The 14,406-nt window shown below is 53.5% G+C and carries 13 protein-coding genes; 12 read left to right on the top strand and 1 reads right to left on the bottom strand.

Annotation, left to right across the window (positions count from 1 at the left end):
- Positions 1-43 precede the first annotated feature (43 nt).
- On the bottom strand, positions 44-307 hold the full coding sequence (gene rpsT / locus ACTG2O_RS00560) for a 30S ribosomal protein S20 (RefSeq protein WP_005308808.1): 264 nt from the start codon (positions 305-307) through the stop codon (positions 44-46).
- Between the two features lie 191 nt (positions 308-498).
- Here rpsT and murJ point away from each other — a divergent pair, with 191 nt between their 5' ends.
- The 12 genes from murJ (at position 499) to tapY2 (ending at position 14,394) form a co-directional block, all read left to right on the top strand.
- A complete protein-coding gene (murJ, locus tag ACTG2O_RS00555) occupies positions 499-2,061 on the top strand; it encodes a murein biosynthesis integral membrane protein MurJ (protein ID WP_026034954.1) in 1,563 nt (520 codons plus the stop codon).
- Positions 2,062-2,215: 154 nt separating this feature from the next.
- Complete coding sequence (ribF, locus tag ACTG2O_RS00550; RefSeq protein ID WP_019445579.1) at positions 2,216-3,190, top strand: bifunctional riboflavin kinase/FAD synthetase; 975 nt, start codon at positions 2,216-2,218, stop codon at positions 3,188-3,190.
- On the top strand, positions 3,190-6,051 hold the full coding sequence (ileS, locus tag ACTG2O_RS00545; RefSeq protein ID WP_439975209.1) for an isoleucine--tRNA ligase: 2,862 nt from the start codon (positions 3,190-3,192) through the stop codon (positions 6,049-6,051). The genes ribF and ileS overlap by 1 nt, the downstream gene beginning before the upstream one ends.
- Positions 6,051-6,548: a signal peptidase II gene (lspA, locus tag ACTG2O_RS00540; RefSeq protein WP_019445577.1), complete on the top strand. Its 498-nt coding sequence runs from the start codon at positions 6,051-6,053 to the stop codon at positions 6,546-6,548. Before ileS ends, lspA begins: the two co-directional genes overlap by 1 nt.
- Positions 6,545-6,997 carry an FKBP-type peptidyl-prolyl cis-trans isomerase gene (gene fkpB / locus ACTG2O_RS00535; RefSeq protein WP_042059691.1) on the top strand — a complete coding sequence of 151 codons (453 nt, stop codon included), beginning with the start codon at positions 6,545-6,547 and terminating at the stop codon, positions 6,995-6,997. Before lspA ends, fkpB begins: the two co-directional genes overlap by 4 nt.
- The gene (gene ispH, locus ACTG2O_RS00530; protein WP_439975208.1) at positions 6,997-7,932 is read left to right on the top strand and encodes a 4-hydroxy-3-methylbut-2-enyl diphosphate reductase; all 936 of its coding nucleotides are present in this window, start codon (positions 6,997-6,999) and stop codon (positions 7,930-7,932) included. Before fkpB ends, ispH begins: the two co-directional genes overlap by 1 nt.
- 110 nt (positions 7,933-8,042) lie before the next feature.
- Positions 8,043-8,447, top strand: a complete 405-nt coding sequence (locus ACTG2O_RS00525; protein WP_005358030.1) for a type IV pilin protein — start codon at positions 8,043-8,045, stop codon at positions 8,445-8,447.
- Between the two features lie 3 nt (positions 8,448-8,450).
- Positions 8,451-9,020, top strand: a complete 570-nt coding sequence (gene pilV / locus ACTG2O_RS00520; RefSeq protein WP_042084357.1) for a type IV pilus modification protein PilV — start codon at positions 8,451-8,453, stop codon at positions 9,018-9,020.
- Entirely contained in the window at positions 9,017-10,012 is a 996-nt protein-coding gene (locus ACTG2O_RS00515) for a PilW family protein (RefSeq protein ID WP_439975207.1), read from the top strand. The genes pilV and ACTG2O_RS00515 overlap by 4 nt, the downstream gene beginning before the upstream one ends.
- Positions 10,009-10,443 carry a type IVa pilus pseudopilin TppD gene (gene tppD, locus ACTG2O_RS00510; protein WP_083851939.1) on the top strand — a complete coding sequence of 145 codons (435 nt, stop codon included), beginning with the start codon at positions 10,009-10,011 and terminating at the stop codon, positions 10,441-10,443. The genes ACTG2O_RS00515 and tppD overlap by 4 nt, the downstream gene beginning before the upstream one ends.
- 10 nt (positions 10,444-10,453) lie before the next feature.
- Complete coding sequence (locus ACTG2O_RS00505) at positions 10,454-14,116, top strand: pilus assembly protein (RefSeq protein WP_019445573.1); 3,663 nt, start codon at positions 10,454-10,456, stop codon at positions 14,114-14,116.
- Complete coding sequence (gene tapY2, locus ACTG2O_RS00500) at positions 14,113-14,394, top strand: type IVa secretion system protein TapY2 (RefSeq protein WP_019445572.1); 282 nt, start codon at positions 14,113-14,115, stop codon at positions 14,392-14,394. The genes ACTG2O_RS00505 and tapY2 overlap by 4 nt, the downstream gene beginning before the upstream one ends.
- Positions 14,395-14,406: the final 12 nt, after the last annotated feature.

Raw genomic sequence — 14,406 nt, 5'->3', positions numbered from 1 at the left:
GGCACTAAGGCCGGTTTTTTCAGCTTTGATCAGCAGAAGCTGATTAAGCCATAGCTTTGATCTGGGCAGACAGGCGGCTCTTGTGACGAGCAGCTTTGTTCTTGTGGATCAGGCCTTTGGTCGCCATACGATCCATGATCGGCTGAGCAACAGCGAAAGCGGCAGTCGCAGCAGCTTTGTCGCCAGAGGCGATAGCAGCAATGACTTTCTTCAGGTAGGTACGGGTCATGGAACGACGGCTGGCGTTGTGCTGACGGCGTTTTTCTGACTGAAGAGCGCGCTTCTTAGCAGATTTGATGTTAGCCAAGGTAAAACTCCTAAAACTGTCTTAGCGAGTGTATTGAAAAGGCCCGGAAATATGCCCTTCCAACCACATATTGTCAAATGATTTGTGCAAATAAACACCGCCTCCCGGTGGTGTGTCAGTAGGGAGACGGTTAAACTGTCGGCCGATTCTAGCAGCATTCTTTTCATTCTGACAGTTCCAGAGGCCTCGTCTTGAGTAAGAAATTGATCAAATCCGGCATGATAGTGTCCGGAATGACGCTGGCATCCCGCGTAATGGGCTTGGTTCGCGATGTAGTCATCGCAAATCTGCTCGGTGCCGGGGTGGCCGCCGACGTCTTCTTTTTTGCCAATCGCATTCCCAACTTTCTGCGTCGTCTGTTCGCCGAAGGTGCCTTCAACCAGGCCTTTGTTCCCGTGATGACGGAGTACAAGAAAAATGGCGACGAGGGGGAAGTGCGTGAATTGCTGGCGGCGGTGGCGGGCACGCTGGGGGGGATCGTGACTGTGGTCACCCTGCTCGGTGTGCTGGGGTCGGGTGTGCTGACCGCGCTGTTTGGCTGGGGCTGGTTCTGGGACTGGCTGCATGGCGGCCCTGCGGCCGAGAAGTTCGAGCTCGCCAGTCTGATGCTCAAAATCACCTTCCCTTACCTATGGTTCATCACCTTTACCGCCATGGCGGGGGCTATCCTCAACACCTTCGGCCGCTTTGCGGTCTCGTCGTTTACGCCGGTGTTTCTCAACATCACCATGATTGCGGCGGCCTGGTGGATTGCACCGCTGATGGACAAACCTGAGATCTCGCTGGCGATTGGTGTCTTTTTGGGCGGTTTGGTGCAGTTTTTGTTTCAGTACCCCTTTTTGCGCCAAATCAACATGCTGGTATGGCCCAAGTGGGGATGGAATCACCCTGGGGTGGTGAAGATCCGCACCCTGATGATCCCGGCCCTGTTCGGGGTCTCGGTCAGCCAGATCAACCTGCTGGTCAACACCATGCTGGCTTCGTTCCTGGCGACCGGTGCCATCAGTTATCTCTACTACTCTGATCGCCTGCTGGAGTTCCCCCTCGGGCTGTTTGCGGTAGCCATCAGTACCGTGATCCTGCCTGCGCTGGCGAAGAAGCATGTGGATGCCGATCCGGCCGACTTCTCCCGCACCATGGATTGGGGGGTGCGGATGGTGATGCTGCTCGGCCTGCCCGCCATGATAGGTATTGCGGTCATGCGCGAGCCCATTTTGCGAGTGCTGTTCATGCGCGGCGAATTTGGCCTGCATGAAGTGGCCATGTCGAGCGCCAGCCTGCTGGCCTCCACTACCGGTCTGCTTTCCCTGATGCTGATCAAGGTGCTGGCGCCCGGTTACTACGCCCGTCAGGACACCAAGACGCCGGTGCGGATCGGGGTGATGTCGATGATTGCTAACATGGTCTGCAACCTCATCTTCATCTACCCGCTCGGTTACGTGGGGCTGGCGCTCTCGACCGCCTGCTCGGGTACCCTGAATGCGGCTTTGCTGTTCAAAGGGTTGTACCAGCAGAGCGTCTATCGTCCTTCCCGCCATACCGGCGTGTTCTGCCTCAAGCTGCTGGTCGCCAGCGTGCTGATGGGCGGCGTGCTCGCCTATCTGTCGCCAGACTTGGCCCAGTGGGGCGCATGGAGCATGGGCAAGGCCAGTTTGCAGCTGACCATGCTGCTATCGCTGGGGGCTGCGGTCTATGCCGTGGTGTTGCTGCTGCTGGGCATTCGGCCGCGTCACCTTAAATCGGGGCAGCAGTAGTCGTGATCCTGCGGCGCCATGGGGATAGTGCCTCATGGCGCCGCAGTGGGCGTGATTGGGCCCGGATAGTTGAAATCAGGCTATGAGGGCTGACCCTGCCTGCTGCCTGATATATAATCCGCCGATTTCCATGGCAGCAACGCACAAGGCACTGATGGAGCTTATTCGCGGCATTCACAATCTCAAGCCCCGTCACCGGGGATGTGTATTAACCATTGGCAACTTTGATGGGGTTCATCAGGGTCACCATGCGGTATTGGCACGTCTCAAGGAGAAAGCGGCCCAGCTGGGATTGCCCGCCTGCGTCATGCTGTTTGAGCCGCAGCCGCTGGAGCTGTTTGCCGGCACAGCTGCGCCCGCCCGGCTGAGCCGGTTGCGCGAGAAGTATGAAGCGCTGCAGGGGCTGCATATCGACCGCATGCTCTGTGTGCGCTTCAGCCACCGCTTTGCCGAGCAGGCGGCCTCGACCTTCATCGAGCAGTTGCTGGTGGAGAAGCTCGGAGTGCGCTATCTGGTGGTCGGCGATGATTTTCGCTTCGGCAAGGGGCGGGAAGGGGATTTCCACCTGCTGGAGGAGGCGGGCCATCGCTTCGGCTTCGAGGTGATCAGTACCCAGAGCTTCCAGCTCGAACGGCAGCGGGTCAGCAGCACCCTGGTGCGTGAAGCCCTCAAGGCGGGCCGGATGGCGGAAGTGGAGCTGATGCTTGGCCGTCCCTACACCATCAGCGGCCGGGTGGCCCACGGCGACAAGCTGGGGCGCACCATAGGTTTTCCCACTGCCAATCTGGCCCTCAAGCGTCAGGTGATCCCGGTCGGTGGCGTGTTTGCGGTGGAAGTGATATGTTCCGGCAAGACCTTCCCCGGTGTAGCCAATGTGGGTGTACGGCCGACCTTGAGCGGTACACAAGCCAGATTGGAAGTACATCTATTTGATTTTTCTGGTGATCTATATGGTCAGCAGGTCAAGGTGCTGCTTCGCCACAAGCTGCGCGAAGAGCAGAAGTTTGCCTCTTTCACTGCCTTGAAAGAGCAGATCGAACGAGATGCCCTGGCGGCCCGAGCCTGGTTCGGGCTGCCACAATTCAATTTACCCAGCACTCTTTTAGAAAAGAAGGGAACCCAGGACTGATGAGCGACTATAAACACACCCTGAATCTTCCGGAAACCGAGTTTCCGATGCGTGGCGATCTGGCCAAGCGCGAACCCAACATGCTGAAACGTTGGTACGATCAGGATCTCTACGGCGCTATTCGCCGCGCCAAAGCGGGCAAGCCTTCTTTCATTCTGCATGATGGCCCCCCCTATGCGAACGGCAACATTCACATCGGTCACTCGGTCAACAAGATCCTCAAAGACATCATCATCAAGTCCAAGGGCCTCTCCGGTTTCGATTCCCCCTATGTGCCGGGTTGGGATTGCCACGGTCTGCCTATCGAACTGAAAGTGGAAGGCATGGTCGGCAAGCCGGGCGAGAAGGTTTCCGCTGCCGAATTCCGTGCCGAGTGCCGCAAATACGCCAAGACCCAGATCGAAGCGCAGAAGACCGACTTCATCCGTCTGGGTGTGCTGGGTGACTGGGAACACCCCTACCTGACCATGGATTTTGGCACCGAAGCCAACATCATCCGCTCCATGGCCAAGATCGTTGAAAACGGCCACTTGCACAAAGGCTCCAAGCCGGTGCACTGGTGTACCGATTGCGGCTCCGCGCTGGCTGAAGCCGAAGTGGAGTACTACGACAAGAACTCCCCCTCCATCGATGTGCGCTTCAAGGCTGTTGATGAGGCGACCGTTGCCGCCAAGTTTGACTGTGCCGAAGGCCACACCGGCAAGGGCCCGATCTCTGCGGTGATCTGGACCACCACTCCGTGGACCCTGCCAGCCAACCGCGCCATCGCTATGCACGCCGATCTGGATTACGCACTGGTGCAGGTTGAAGGTGAGCATCCCGAGCGTCTGATCCTGGCCGCAGAGCTGGTCAAGGACGTGATGGATCGCGCCGGTATCGAGAAGTTCCACAATCTGGGCTATGCCAAGGGTGCCGCGCTCGAGCTGCTGCGCTTCAACCACCCTTTCTACAGCTTAGACGTGCCTGTGGTACTGGGCGATCACGTGACTCTGGATGCCGGTACCGGCGCCGTACACACCGCCCCTGGCCACGGTCAGGAAGACTTCGTGGTCGGCCAGAAATACGGTCTGGAAGTGGCCAACCCGGTTGGCAGCAACGGCGTTTACCTGCCGGATACCGAACTGTTTGCCGGTCAGCATGTGTTCAAGGCCAACGCCTCCGTGATCGAAGTGCTGACCGAGCGCGGTGCCCTGCTGCATCACAAGGTGTTCAACCACTCCTATCCGCACTGCTGGCGTCACAAGACCCCGATCATCTTCCGTGCTACCCCGCAGTGGTTCATCAGCATGGAGCAGAAGGGTCTGCGCAAGCGCGCGCTGGAAGAGATCGAGCGCATCGAGAAGGATGGTATTGCCCAGCAAGGCCAGAGCGGCTGGGTACCGGCTTGGGGTAAAAACCGTATTCAGGCGATGGTCGAGAACCGTCCTGACTGGTGTATCTCCCGTCAGCGCACCTGGGGTGTGCCTATCTCCCTGTTCGTCCATAAAGAGACCCAGGAACTGCACCCGGAATCCGTGCGCCTGATGCACGAAGTAGCCAAGCGGGTCGAGCAGTCCGGCATTCAGGCATGGTGGGATCTGGACAAGGCGGAGCTGCTGGGTAGCGACGCCGACATGTACGACAAGGTGCCTGACACCCTCGACGTCTGGTTTGACTCCGGTTCTACCCACGCCTCCGTGGTCGATGCCCGTCCCGAGTTCAACGGTAAGCCAGCCGACATGTATCTGGAAGGTTCTGACCAGCACCGTGGCTGGTTCATGTCCTCCCTGATGATCGGTGTGGCCATGAAAGACAAAGCTCCCTACAACCAGGTGCTGACTCACGGCTTCACCGTGGATGGTCAGGGTCGCAAGATGTCCAAGTCCATCGGCAACGTAGTGAGCCCGCAGGACGTAATGAACAAGCTGGGTGCAGACATCCTGCGTCTGTGGGTAGCGAGCACTGACTACACCGGCGAGATGACTGTCTCCGACGAGATCCTCAAGCGCTCTGCCGATGCTTATCGTCGTATTCGCAATACTGCCCGCTTCCTGCTGGCCAACCTGAACGGCTTCAATCCGGCGACCGACATGGTGGCGCCTGCCGACATGGTGGTGGTGGATCGCTGGGCTGTGGGTCGTGCCAAAGCGGTACAGGCCGAGATCATGGCGGCATTCGACGAGTACAACTTCCACGGTGTAACCCAGAAGCTGATGCAGTTCTGCTCCATCGAGATGGGCTCCTTCTATCTGGACGTCATCAAGGATCGCCAGTACACCGCCAAGGCTGACAGCCTGGCCCGTCGCTCCTGCCAGACCGCCCTCTATCACATTGCCGAGGCCATGGTGCGCTGGATGGCGCCGATCATGAGCTTCACCGCTGATGAAATCTGGGCCCTGCTGCCGGGTGAGCGCGGCGAGTTCGTCTTCACCGAAGAGTGGTACGACGGCCTGTTCGGTCTGGAAGCGGGTGAATCCCTCAATGACGATTTCTGGGCCGAGATCCTCACCGTGCGTGGTGAAGTGAACAAGGCGCTGGAAGTGGCCCGTGGCGAGAAGCGTATCGGCGGTTCCCTGCAGGCCGAACTGACCCTGTTCGCCAAGCCGGAGCTGGCGGCACGCCTGAATGCCCTGGCTGATGAGCTGCGCTTCGTGCTGCTCACCTCCAAAGCCAAGGTGGTTGTGGCTGACACTGCGCCGGAAGGCTCTGTGGCGACCGAGCGTGATGACCTGTGGCTGAGCGTGGCCCAGTCTGCCGCCGCCAAGTGCGACCGCTGCTGGCACCATGTGGAAGATGTGGGCACCATCGCGGGTCACGAAGAGATCTGTGGTCGCTGTGTGACCAACGTTGAGGGTGACGGCGAAACTCGTCAATTTGCCTGATGAACATGACTCAACATAAAAGCGGCCTGCGTTGGCTGTGGCTGGCAGTGCTGGCCTTTGTACTGGACCAGGCGAGCAAGCTCGCCGTGGTCAAGTTGCTGCCATTTGGTTACCCGGGGGTGGAGATCACCCCCTTCTTCAATCTGGTTCACGTCTACAACAAGGGTGCCGCATTCAGCTTCCTGGCTGATCAGGGGGGCTGGCAGCGCTGGTTCTTCGCGGTGCTGGCTTTTGCCATTTGTGGATTGCTGATCCACTGGCTACGCAAGCAGTCGGTGGCCCAGCGTTGGAGCGGTATCGCCTATTCACTCATCATCGGCGGCGCCCTCGGCAACGTCTTTGATCGACTGGTGTTGGGCCATGTGGTCGATTTTCTCGACTTCTACTGGCAGCGTGCGCATTGGCCGGCATTCAATCTGGCCGACAGCTTTATCTTTATCGGGGCCGCCATGATTGTGCTGGACGGTTTCCGTGGTGAGAAAAAGGAGCAGGCATGAGCCAGCAGATCACCGCTAACAGCAGCGTGCTGTTCCACTTCTCCATCAAGCTGGAAGATGGCTCGGTTGCCGACAGCACGGCGCTGCACGGCAAACCTGCCCGCCTGCGGATGGGCGATGGCAGCCTGACCCCCACCTTCGAGCAGTGTCTGCTGGGCCTGTGCGAAGGGGAGAGCAAGAGTTTTACTCTGGCGCCGGAAGAGGCCTTTGGTCTCTCCAATCCCGACAACATCTACCATCTCGACCGTGCCAAATTTGGCGCCGATGTGGAGCCAAAAGTCGGCACCATCATCCTGTTCGATCAGCCCAATGGCAGCGAGCTGCCGGGCATCATCCGGGCGGTAGCCGGGATGTCGGTCACGGTCGATTTCAACCACCCGCTGGCCGGTCATACCGTCACCTTCGAGGTGGAGATCCTGGGCGTTGATGATGAGGAGAAGGTGCATTAATGGATATTCTGCTCGCTAACCCTCGCGGTTTTTGCGCCGGTGTCGATCGCGCCATCAGTATTGTCGAGAGCGCGCTGGAGAAGTTCGGTGCCCCCATCTATGTCCGCCACGAAGTGGTGCATAACCGGTATGTGGTGAACAAGTTGAAAGATGCGGGCGCTGTCTTCGTCGAGGAGCTGGACGAGGTGCCGGACGACAGCATCGTCATCTTCTCTGCTCACGGCGTGGCCAAGACAGTGCGCGAGATGGCAAAGTCCCGCGCCCTCAAGGTATTCGATGCCACCTGTCCGCTGGTGACCAAGGTTCATATGGAGGTGCATCGAGCCAGCCGCAAGGGCTCCGAGGCGGTGCTCATCGGCCACGCCGGTCACCCCGAGGTGATCGGGACCATGGGGCAGTACGAGAATCGCGAAGGCGGCATGTATCTGGTGGAGACGCCGGAAGATGTCGCCAAGCTCAAGGTGAAGAATCCGGATGACCTCTGCTTTGTCACCCAGACCACCCTGAGCGTGGATGAGACCTCTGACGTCATCGATGCGTTGCGCAAGTACTTCCCCAAGATCCAGGGGCCGCGCAAGGACGATATCTGCTACGCCACCCAGAACCGTCAGGATGCGGTGCGGGAGATGGCAGGGCTGGTGGACGCCATGTTGGTGGTGGGGTCTCGCAACTCCTCCAACTCCAACCGTCTGCGCGAGCTGGCCGAGAAGGTGGGCGCCAGAGCCTATCTTATCGACGATGCGTCGATGATTGAGGCGAGCTGGCTGGAAGGCGTGAAGGCGATTGGCGTCACCGCTGGCGCATCCGCCCCCGAGGTGCTGGTGCAGTCTGTGATTGCCCGCCTGCGCGAGCTGGGTGGCAAGGTGGTCGCCGAGCATCCTGGCCGTGAAGAGAACGTAGTCTTTGAGGTTCCTCCCGAACTTAGAATAATTTGAGTGCAGCCAGGAAGGCTTAAGAATAAAGTGTGTTGATAATGACGCCGGGTTTGTTCATGAGACAGGCTCGGCGTTAAACTTATGCAGCAGTCTGTCACCAAGGATGGGATATGATTGGATACTTTCGTGGCTTTTCTCTTATTGAGTTGATGATTGTCATCGCCATCGTGGCGATTCTTGGCACCATCGCTTATCCCGCCTATCAGCAATATGTGCTGACCAGTCATCGTGTCGAAGCCAAGAGCATGCTGCTCAATGCGGCCAATCGGCAAGAAACCTATTTCATGGATTTCAATCAGTATGCATCCTCTGCTGCTGCTCTTGGTATCAGTAGTGCATCTGAGAATGGTCTGTATCAATTATCCATTGCCGTATCAGGCAACACCTACACCTTGTCAGCCAGTGCCGGCGCGGCGACGGCCCAAGCTAAAGATACCGATTGCACGGTGTTTTCCATTAATCAGTTAGGTGTCAAAAGTGCTTCTGGTGCAGCTAGCAATAGCTGTTGGGAATAGCCCATGGTCATTCATGTTTCACCACATGAGAGAGGATTCAGCCTGCTGGAGGTGATGATCACCGCAGTCATCCTGTCGCTGGGGCTGCTTGGTCTGGTTGCTTTGCAAACCCATTCCAAATTTGCCAGTTATGAAGCTCGTCAGCGCACTATTGCCAGCTGGTTGGCTAACGATATGGTTGAACGGGTACGGATAAATCGCGATAGCTGGACCGCATCCGGTGCAGTGAGCGTTAATCTTGCCACCAACTTGCCACGTCCGACATGCGCCGCCGCAGATGGCACAATCAGCGCGTGCAGTGCTGCAGATTTACGTAACGCCGACCTTCACTACTGGCAACAAGCCCTGCTTGGGGCCAGTGTGTCGGGGGCGGCATCTTCCTTGAATTCACCGATAGGCTGCGTGGTGCGGCGGGCTAATAATGTATTGGCTGTCGGAATATTCTGGGCTGGCAAGCAAGAGATATCTGATGGGGGGGCTGCTGCTGCCGCAGCAACGCTGATCAATGAGTGTCAACTCTCGACAGCAAATAATCTTTCGAGGCGCCAGTTTATTCTGACGACGACTTTATGAATTCTCGCGGTTTCACGCTGGTAGAGTGGCTGGTCGCTATGCTGCTCGGTCTATTTTTGTTGGCGGGGGTATTCACAGTTTTTGTGATGTCTCGCTCCAGCTCTGAAGATGCCTTTGATCAAAGTGAATTACAGGAAAATGGTCGATTGGCCATTCGGCTGATTAGCCAGGATATCAAATGGGCTGGCTTTTTTGGAGCTTATACTGGTCAGTCAACACAAGTTGGTTCTTCTCTGAGCCTCAGTGCTGGCAGCATTGTTCCTGCCAGTAGCGATTGTCTGGATGAGCGCTCTGTCGGTAGTTTGCCATCACCTCTTGGGCCAATTCGCGGACTTTGGGTTTCACGGGTTTCCGCAAGCAAAGGATTGAGTGGTTTTACTTGTATTGATGCCAACGATCGAGTGGCAAACTCCGATGTAATCAGTATCAAGCGACTGGTAGGGCGTCCTATACCAGGATCAGAGGGATTGGATACAAACCGCTTTTATATGGCAACCAATAGTCAGGAGGCGAGAGTCATCAAGGGAAGCGAAACCAGACCACTCTTTGGTGCCAATAATGAGAGCCAGATCTGGGAATACCAGCACTACATTTATTACCTATCACAAGAAGATGGTATTCCTGTTTTACGCAAGCGCTATTTGACCGTCAATGGTGGCTCTGCTCTGATTGGTGGCGCTATGGCTGAGGGCGTTGAACATATGGTGCTGATGTATGGTGTTGACGATTCCTTGATCCCTGATGGACGCATAGACAGATATATGTCAACGGACCAAATGACAACACAGCGCTGGAATGAGGGGCGAGTATTGGGGGCTCGGCTTTTCTTACTGATTAGAGCCGCTCGGGAATCAAGTCGCTATAAGAATAACAATAGCTATCAACTCGGTAATATTACGGTTAATGGTGGTGGTGATGGTTATCGCCGTCTGCTCTTGGAAAGCAGTATTGCATTACGCAATCAACAAATAACCACCCGAGGTGGAACATGAGATTGGTTAAAAAAAACCAGGGTGTAGCATTGATTGTTGCACTGGTTATTCTGGTTCCCTTGACTCTGATTGCGGTAGTCGTCATGCAATCCAGTGGTATGAGTCTGAAGATGGCGGGTTCTAGTGCCAGTTTGCAACGAGCGGAGCACGAAGTTGAAGGTGCTCTGGAGTCTGCATTGAGCGATACTTCTCTCTCAACACAAATTGCAACGCAGGCAATTGGTACTTCGGCGGCAATAGGCACTACCACTCCTACTACTTTGACAGTCAATACAGAAAGTGTATGCAAACGAAAATTTGAAGCCAGTAGCCAGAATGTAACGCCAGCTTGTCGTTATGCTGAAGCCACCACATCCAGTGCTTATGGCAAGGTGAATAGCCAAATGACCTTTACTGCCGGGGTAGAACAACCCTTGCTCAGTGCCAATTAGGGAGCGGGTGATGAACATAAGGAACTGTTTGTTTACAAGCTTGCTGGTATTGTGTTGCGGAATATCAGGGGGATCTTTGGCGGTAGGTACTGGTTATTCCGATGATACCGAGTTGTTTATTTATGACTTTGCCAAGGCGGGGGACTTCCGCCCTAAGGTGCTCTTTATTTTCGATAACTCGGGGAGTATGAAAAATACAACCGAAGTTGCTAAAGAGCCTTATGACTCATCGATAAGTTATCCATCATTGGCTAATGATCCAGATGTTAATAATAGTAATCGCTTCATCTATTTCTCCAGTGATGGAAAAGTTCCCACTATCAACAGTACCAAACGTTTTAGTGAGAATTTAAATGCATGTGCGACATCTAAAGGCCCTCTAAATAATGTGGGCCGATTTCAGTCACGAGTTTGGGGATATGAAATATATGATAAAAATAGAAAGGGGCGTTGGCGTTCTCTAAATGATTTTGATATTTACAGTATAATAATTGCAGATTGCCAGCAAGATATTGATGAGCAAAACGCAAACAATCAATATTCAGGTCCATATTCAACATATATTGTTGATGGTTATCCCGTTGACAAGCCAAATCGCACAACGGGAAGCTGGTTTTACACATCAAATGTAGCCAATGCTCTTGCTAGTGGTAGTTCTACCCAGATCTCATTATTTACGGCAAATTATGTCCGTTGGTATTACGGTAGTACAGGTGTGTCAACACAAACTCGATTGAAAGTTGCTCAGGATGCAGTCAAAGAACTGGTTTTGGCTACGCCAGCTGTCGATTTTGGTCTGGCTGTTTTTAACTACAATGATGGCAATGAACCAGGTAGTAGAAATGGCGGAAGAATAATCCGCAATATTGTAGGTAACGATGCCATCCTCACCTCTGGTAAAAGCGGTGCGCAGGATTTGATTGACAAGGTAAATAGTTTGAGCTCTGACACTTGGACTCCCTTATGTGAAACACTATATGAATCATATAGATACTTTGGCGGTTTGGGGGTGTACTTTGGTGACGATGATGTAAATCGTACTCCAAAGCGGGATAGCAATGCTGAAGTAACATCGGGTATATATAAAACCCCCTATGATAAATGTTCCAATAATGGTTATATCATCTATATGACAGATGGTGAACCAACCAATGATAAAGCAGCAGATTCCCTTGTCGCCAACCTGATCAGCACGTTATCTACAGAGGAGAAGGTTGCTTATGGCGGCTTGGTTAGTTATGGGTCTTCTGGTGAAAAAAGCTATCTTGCTGCACTTGCCGGATATATGAAAAACAATGATGTAAACACCTCGGCTATAGGCAAACAAACAGTCACAACATTCACCGTGGGTTTTGGAGATGAAGCAATTAAGGGGGCCGGTGCATTATTGGCAGAGACCGCTCGTCGTGGTGGGGGTAAATACTATCCAGCAACCGATGCAACCCAACTTAACGAAGCATTAAAATCATCATTACTAGCTATCTTGAAAATGAATACCTCGTTGGTCTCTCCCGCCATTGCCACTAATAACTTTGACCGTACTCGCAGTCTGAATAATATTTATTATGCAATGTTTGAGCCTGGTTCTGGTCCACGATGGAAGGGCAATCTTAAAAAGCTGGTTCTGAATCCAGATAAGGGTTATGTAGTCGATCAGAGTGGCTTACCTGCGATATCCAGTGATGGAACAATTCTTGAGTCAGCAAGAACCTATTGGTCATCCACCAGTGATGGTAACAAGGTTGCCGAGGGTGGGGTACAAGAGATGCTGGCAGCTAAAACCAATCGCAATCTTTATGTTATTCCCCCTTCCACTAATACATTAACTCCCTTTAGCAAGTCTGCTCTTGAGGGCATGGCAGGCGGGGCGACGCAGCTACGCACTGTCATGAAGCTTGATAGTGCTGATAGCATGGATGACCTGCTTAATTGGACCAAGGGGATTGATGCGTTTGATGAGAATCAGGATGGTGATAGAACAGATAATCGGGAGCATATTCTTGGTGACCCGTTGCATTCACGGCCATTAGTGATCAACTACGGTTGTACAACGTCGACAGGACAGACTACATGTACACCTGACTTGCGCATTGTGATGGGAAGTAATGCCGGCTTCTTGCATATGTTTAAAGACAGCGGCACCACGGTTGATGAAAGCTGGGCCGTTATGCCTTATCAATTTATCGCGAATCAGAAAGCGCTGCGAGAGAACCTGGACTCATCAGTGCATCTCTATGGTGTGGATGCATCGCCTACAGTGCTGGTCAATGAGCAAGTAAAAGATGGTCATATCAAGTCGTCACAAGGTGACAAGGTGTGGTTATTTACTGGGCTGCGGGGTGGTGGCAAGGCCTATTATGCGTTGAATATATCCAATCCGGACTCCCCTTCGCTGATGTGGCGGTTGGATAAAAACAGCGCCGGTTTCAGCAAACTGGGCGAGACCTGGTCGATCCCCGAGGTTGCGTTTATTCCCGGTTATTACACAGAAACCAATGGTAAAAAAACCTATAAGCCAGTCCTGATATTCTCTGGAGGTTATGATCAGGCCAAGAGCTATTTGGGCCAGGGGGCTGAAGACAGTGAAGGGTTGGGTATTTATATCGTGGATGCTGAGGCCGGCACGCTGTTGTTCAGCTTTACCCCGGATGCGGCCAGTGCAACCAACAAACAAGTTGCAGGCATGGTTTATAGCATGCCTGGCTCTGTCTCCGTGCTGGATAGTGATGGAGATGGTATTTCAGACCGAATCTATGCAGGAGATACCGGTGGCCAGATCTGGCGCATCGACATGAAGGGGACAGAAAAATCTAAATGGACGGCCATCAAATTTGCCAGTTTGGGTAATGCCCATTTAAGTGAGGGTGATAAGAAACTGGCAGACGACCGTCGCTTCTTTACTCAGCCCGTATTGGTGCGCACCATCAATAAAGGTTGGAAGTATGATGGTACAAATTATCTTTACAGTGAGCGTCCGTTTGATGCCGTATTGATAGGCAGTGGTGATAGAAATCGTCCTTCCTCAGAAGCGACAACCCAAAATGTGTATGTGATGCTACGTGACTACAATGTTAATCCAACCTTGTTTGGGGAAACGTCTGAACCAGCGGTGCCATCAAGTATCACACTGAACGATCTCTACGATGTGACCAGCGATCCCTTTACGGGTTTGAATGAAGAGCAGATTGTAAACACCACCAAGGCGTTGACCAGCAAGTTGGGATGGAAATTCTGGCTCAATGAAAGCGGTGAAAAATCAATGGGGGCTGGTTTGGTGTTGCAAGGCAAGCTCTATTTCACCTCCTTCTTACCTCAGGTACAGGACTTCCAACAATGTACGATTCAATCGATCGGTGCCATGCGCCAATATATGATTGATATGCACTATGGCACTTCGTTCAAATATGTACTGGATAGCAACAATCAGGAAGTTATTCAGCGTTACGTAGAGGTGCAAAATAAGGTTGCTGATGATCTGGTTATTCATGGTGGGGATGATGGCCGGATCAGGATTATAGGTGGTGCTCCGGGCAAGGAGGTCATCCTCAAAGATGATGGGAAGGGAGAGCCTGAGCGCTGTACCGGTGAAGGAGAATGCTCACAAGGTGCGGAAGAGGCAAAAATGGATATGTCCCCCAAGAAAATCTATCTCTATGAAGGAGAACAGGGATGAAACGCATGCTGCTCTGGTGTGTGGGCTTACCCTTGTTGGTTCATGCTCAAACGGAAGACATGAAATGTTATGTCACTCTGGAAGGTGGCGTGCAGATGGTGTTGCAGCAACCGGTTGCTGATACGAGCAAGGCAAATCTGGTCAGGGTGTTTAAACAGAAAGGTTATGAGATTGATGGGGTGGTGCATCTTGTCACAGAGGTAATCGAGTGCGTTCCTTTGGCGGCTACCTTTTCGCTGGCTGATGCAAAAAAACAAGATGAAATCCAACCCAGATAACGTTGGTTATTG

The organism is Aeromonas sp. 61P (assembly GCF_051919545.1).
Taxonomy (GTDB): Bacteria; Pseudomonadota; Gammaproteobacteria; order Enterobacterales; family Aeromonadaceae; genus Aeromonas; species Aeromonas veronii.
This window is presented reverse-complemented; position numbering and strand designations above follow the sequence as displayed.

Bases quoted from the DNA above. Each gene is read 5' to 3' on its own strand.
- tapY2 (WP_019445572.1), top strand. From the start codon at position 14,113: ATGAAACGCATGCTGCTCTGGTGTGTGGGCTTACCCTTGTTGGTTCAT.
- ileS (WP_439975209.1), top strand. From the start codon at position 3,190: ATGAGCGACTATAAACACACCCTGAATCTTCCGGAAACCGAGTTTCCG.
- ACTG2O_RS00515 (WP_439975207.1), top strand. From the start codon at position 9,017: ATGAATTCTCGCGGTTTCACGCTGGTAGAGTGGCTGGTCGCTATGCTG.
- lspA (WP_019445577.1), top strand. From the start codon at position 6,051: ATGAACATGACTCAACATAAAAGCGGCCTGCGTTGGCTGTGGCTGGCA.
- fkpB (WP_042059691.1), top strand. From the start codon at position 6,545: ATGAGCCAGCAGATCACCGCTAACAGCAGCGTGCTGTTCCACTTCTCC.
- ACTG2O_RS00505 (WP_019445573.1), top strand. From the start codon at position 10,454: ATGAACATAAGGAACTGTTTGTTTACAAGCTTGCTGGTATTGTGTTGC.
- ispH (WP_439975208.1), top strand. From the start codon at position 6,997: ATGGATATTCTGCTCGCTAACCCTCGCGGTTTTTGCGCCGGTGTCGAT.
- pilV (WP_042084357.1), top strand. From the start codon at position 8,451: ATGGTCATTCATGTTTCACCACATGAGAGAGGATTCAGCCTGCTGGAG.
- tppD (WP_083851939.1), top strand. From the start codon at position 10,009: ATGAGATTGGTTAAAAAAAACCAGGGTGTAGCATTGATTGTTGCACTG.
- ACTG2O_RS00525 (WP_005358030.1), top strand. From the start codon at position 8,043: ATGATTGGATACTTTCGTGGCTTTTCTCTTATTGAGTTGATGATTGTC.
- ribF (WP_019445579.1), top strand. From the start codon at position 2,216: ATGGAGCTTATTCGCGGCATTCACAATCTCAAGCCCCGTCACCGGGGA.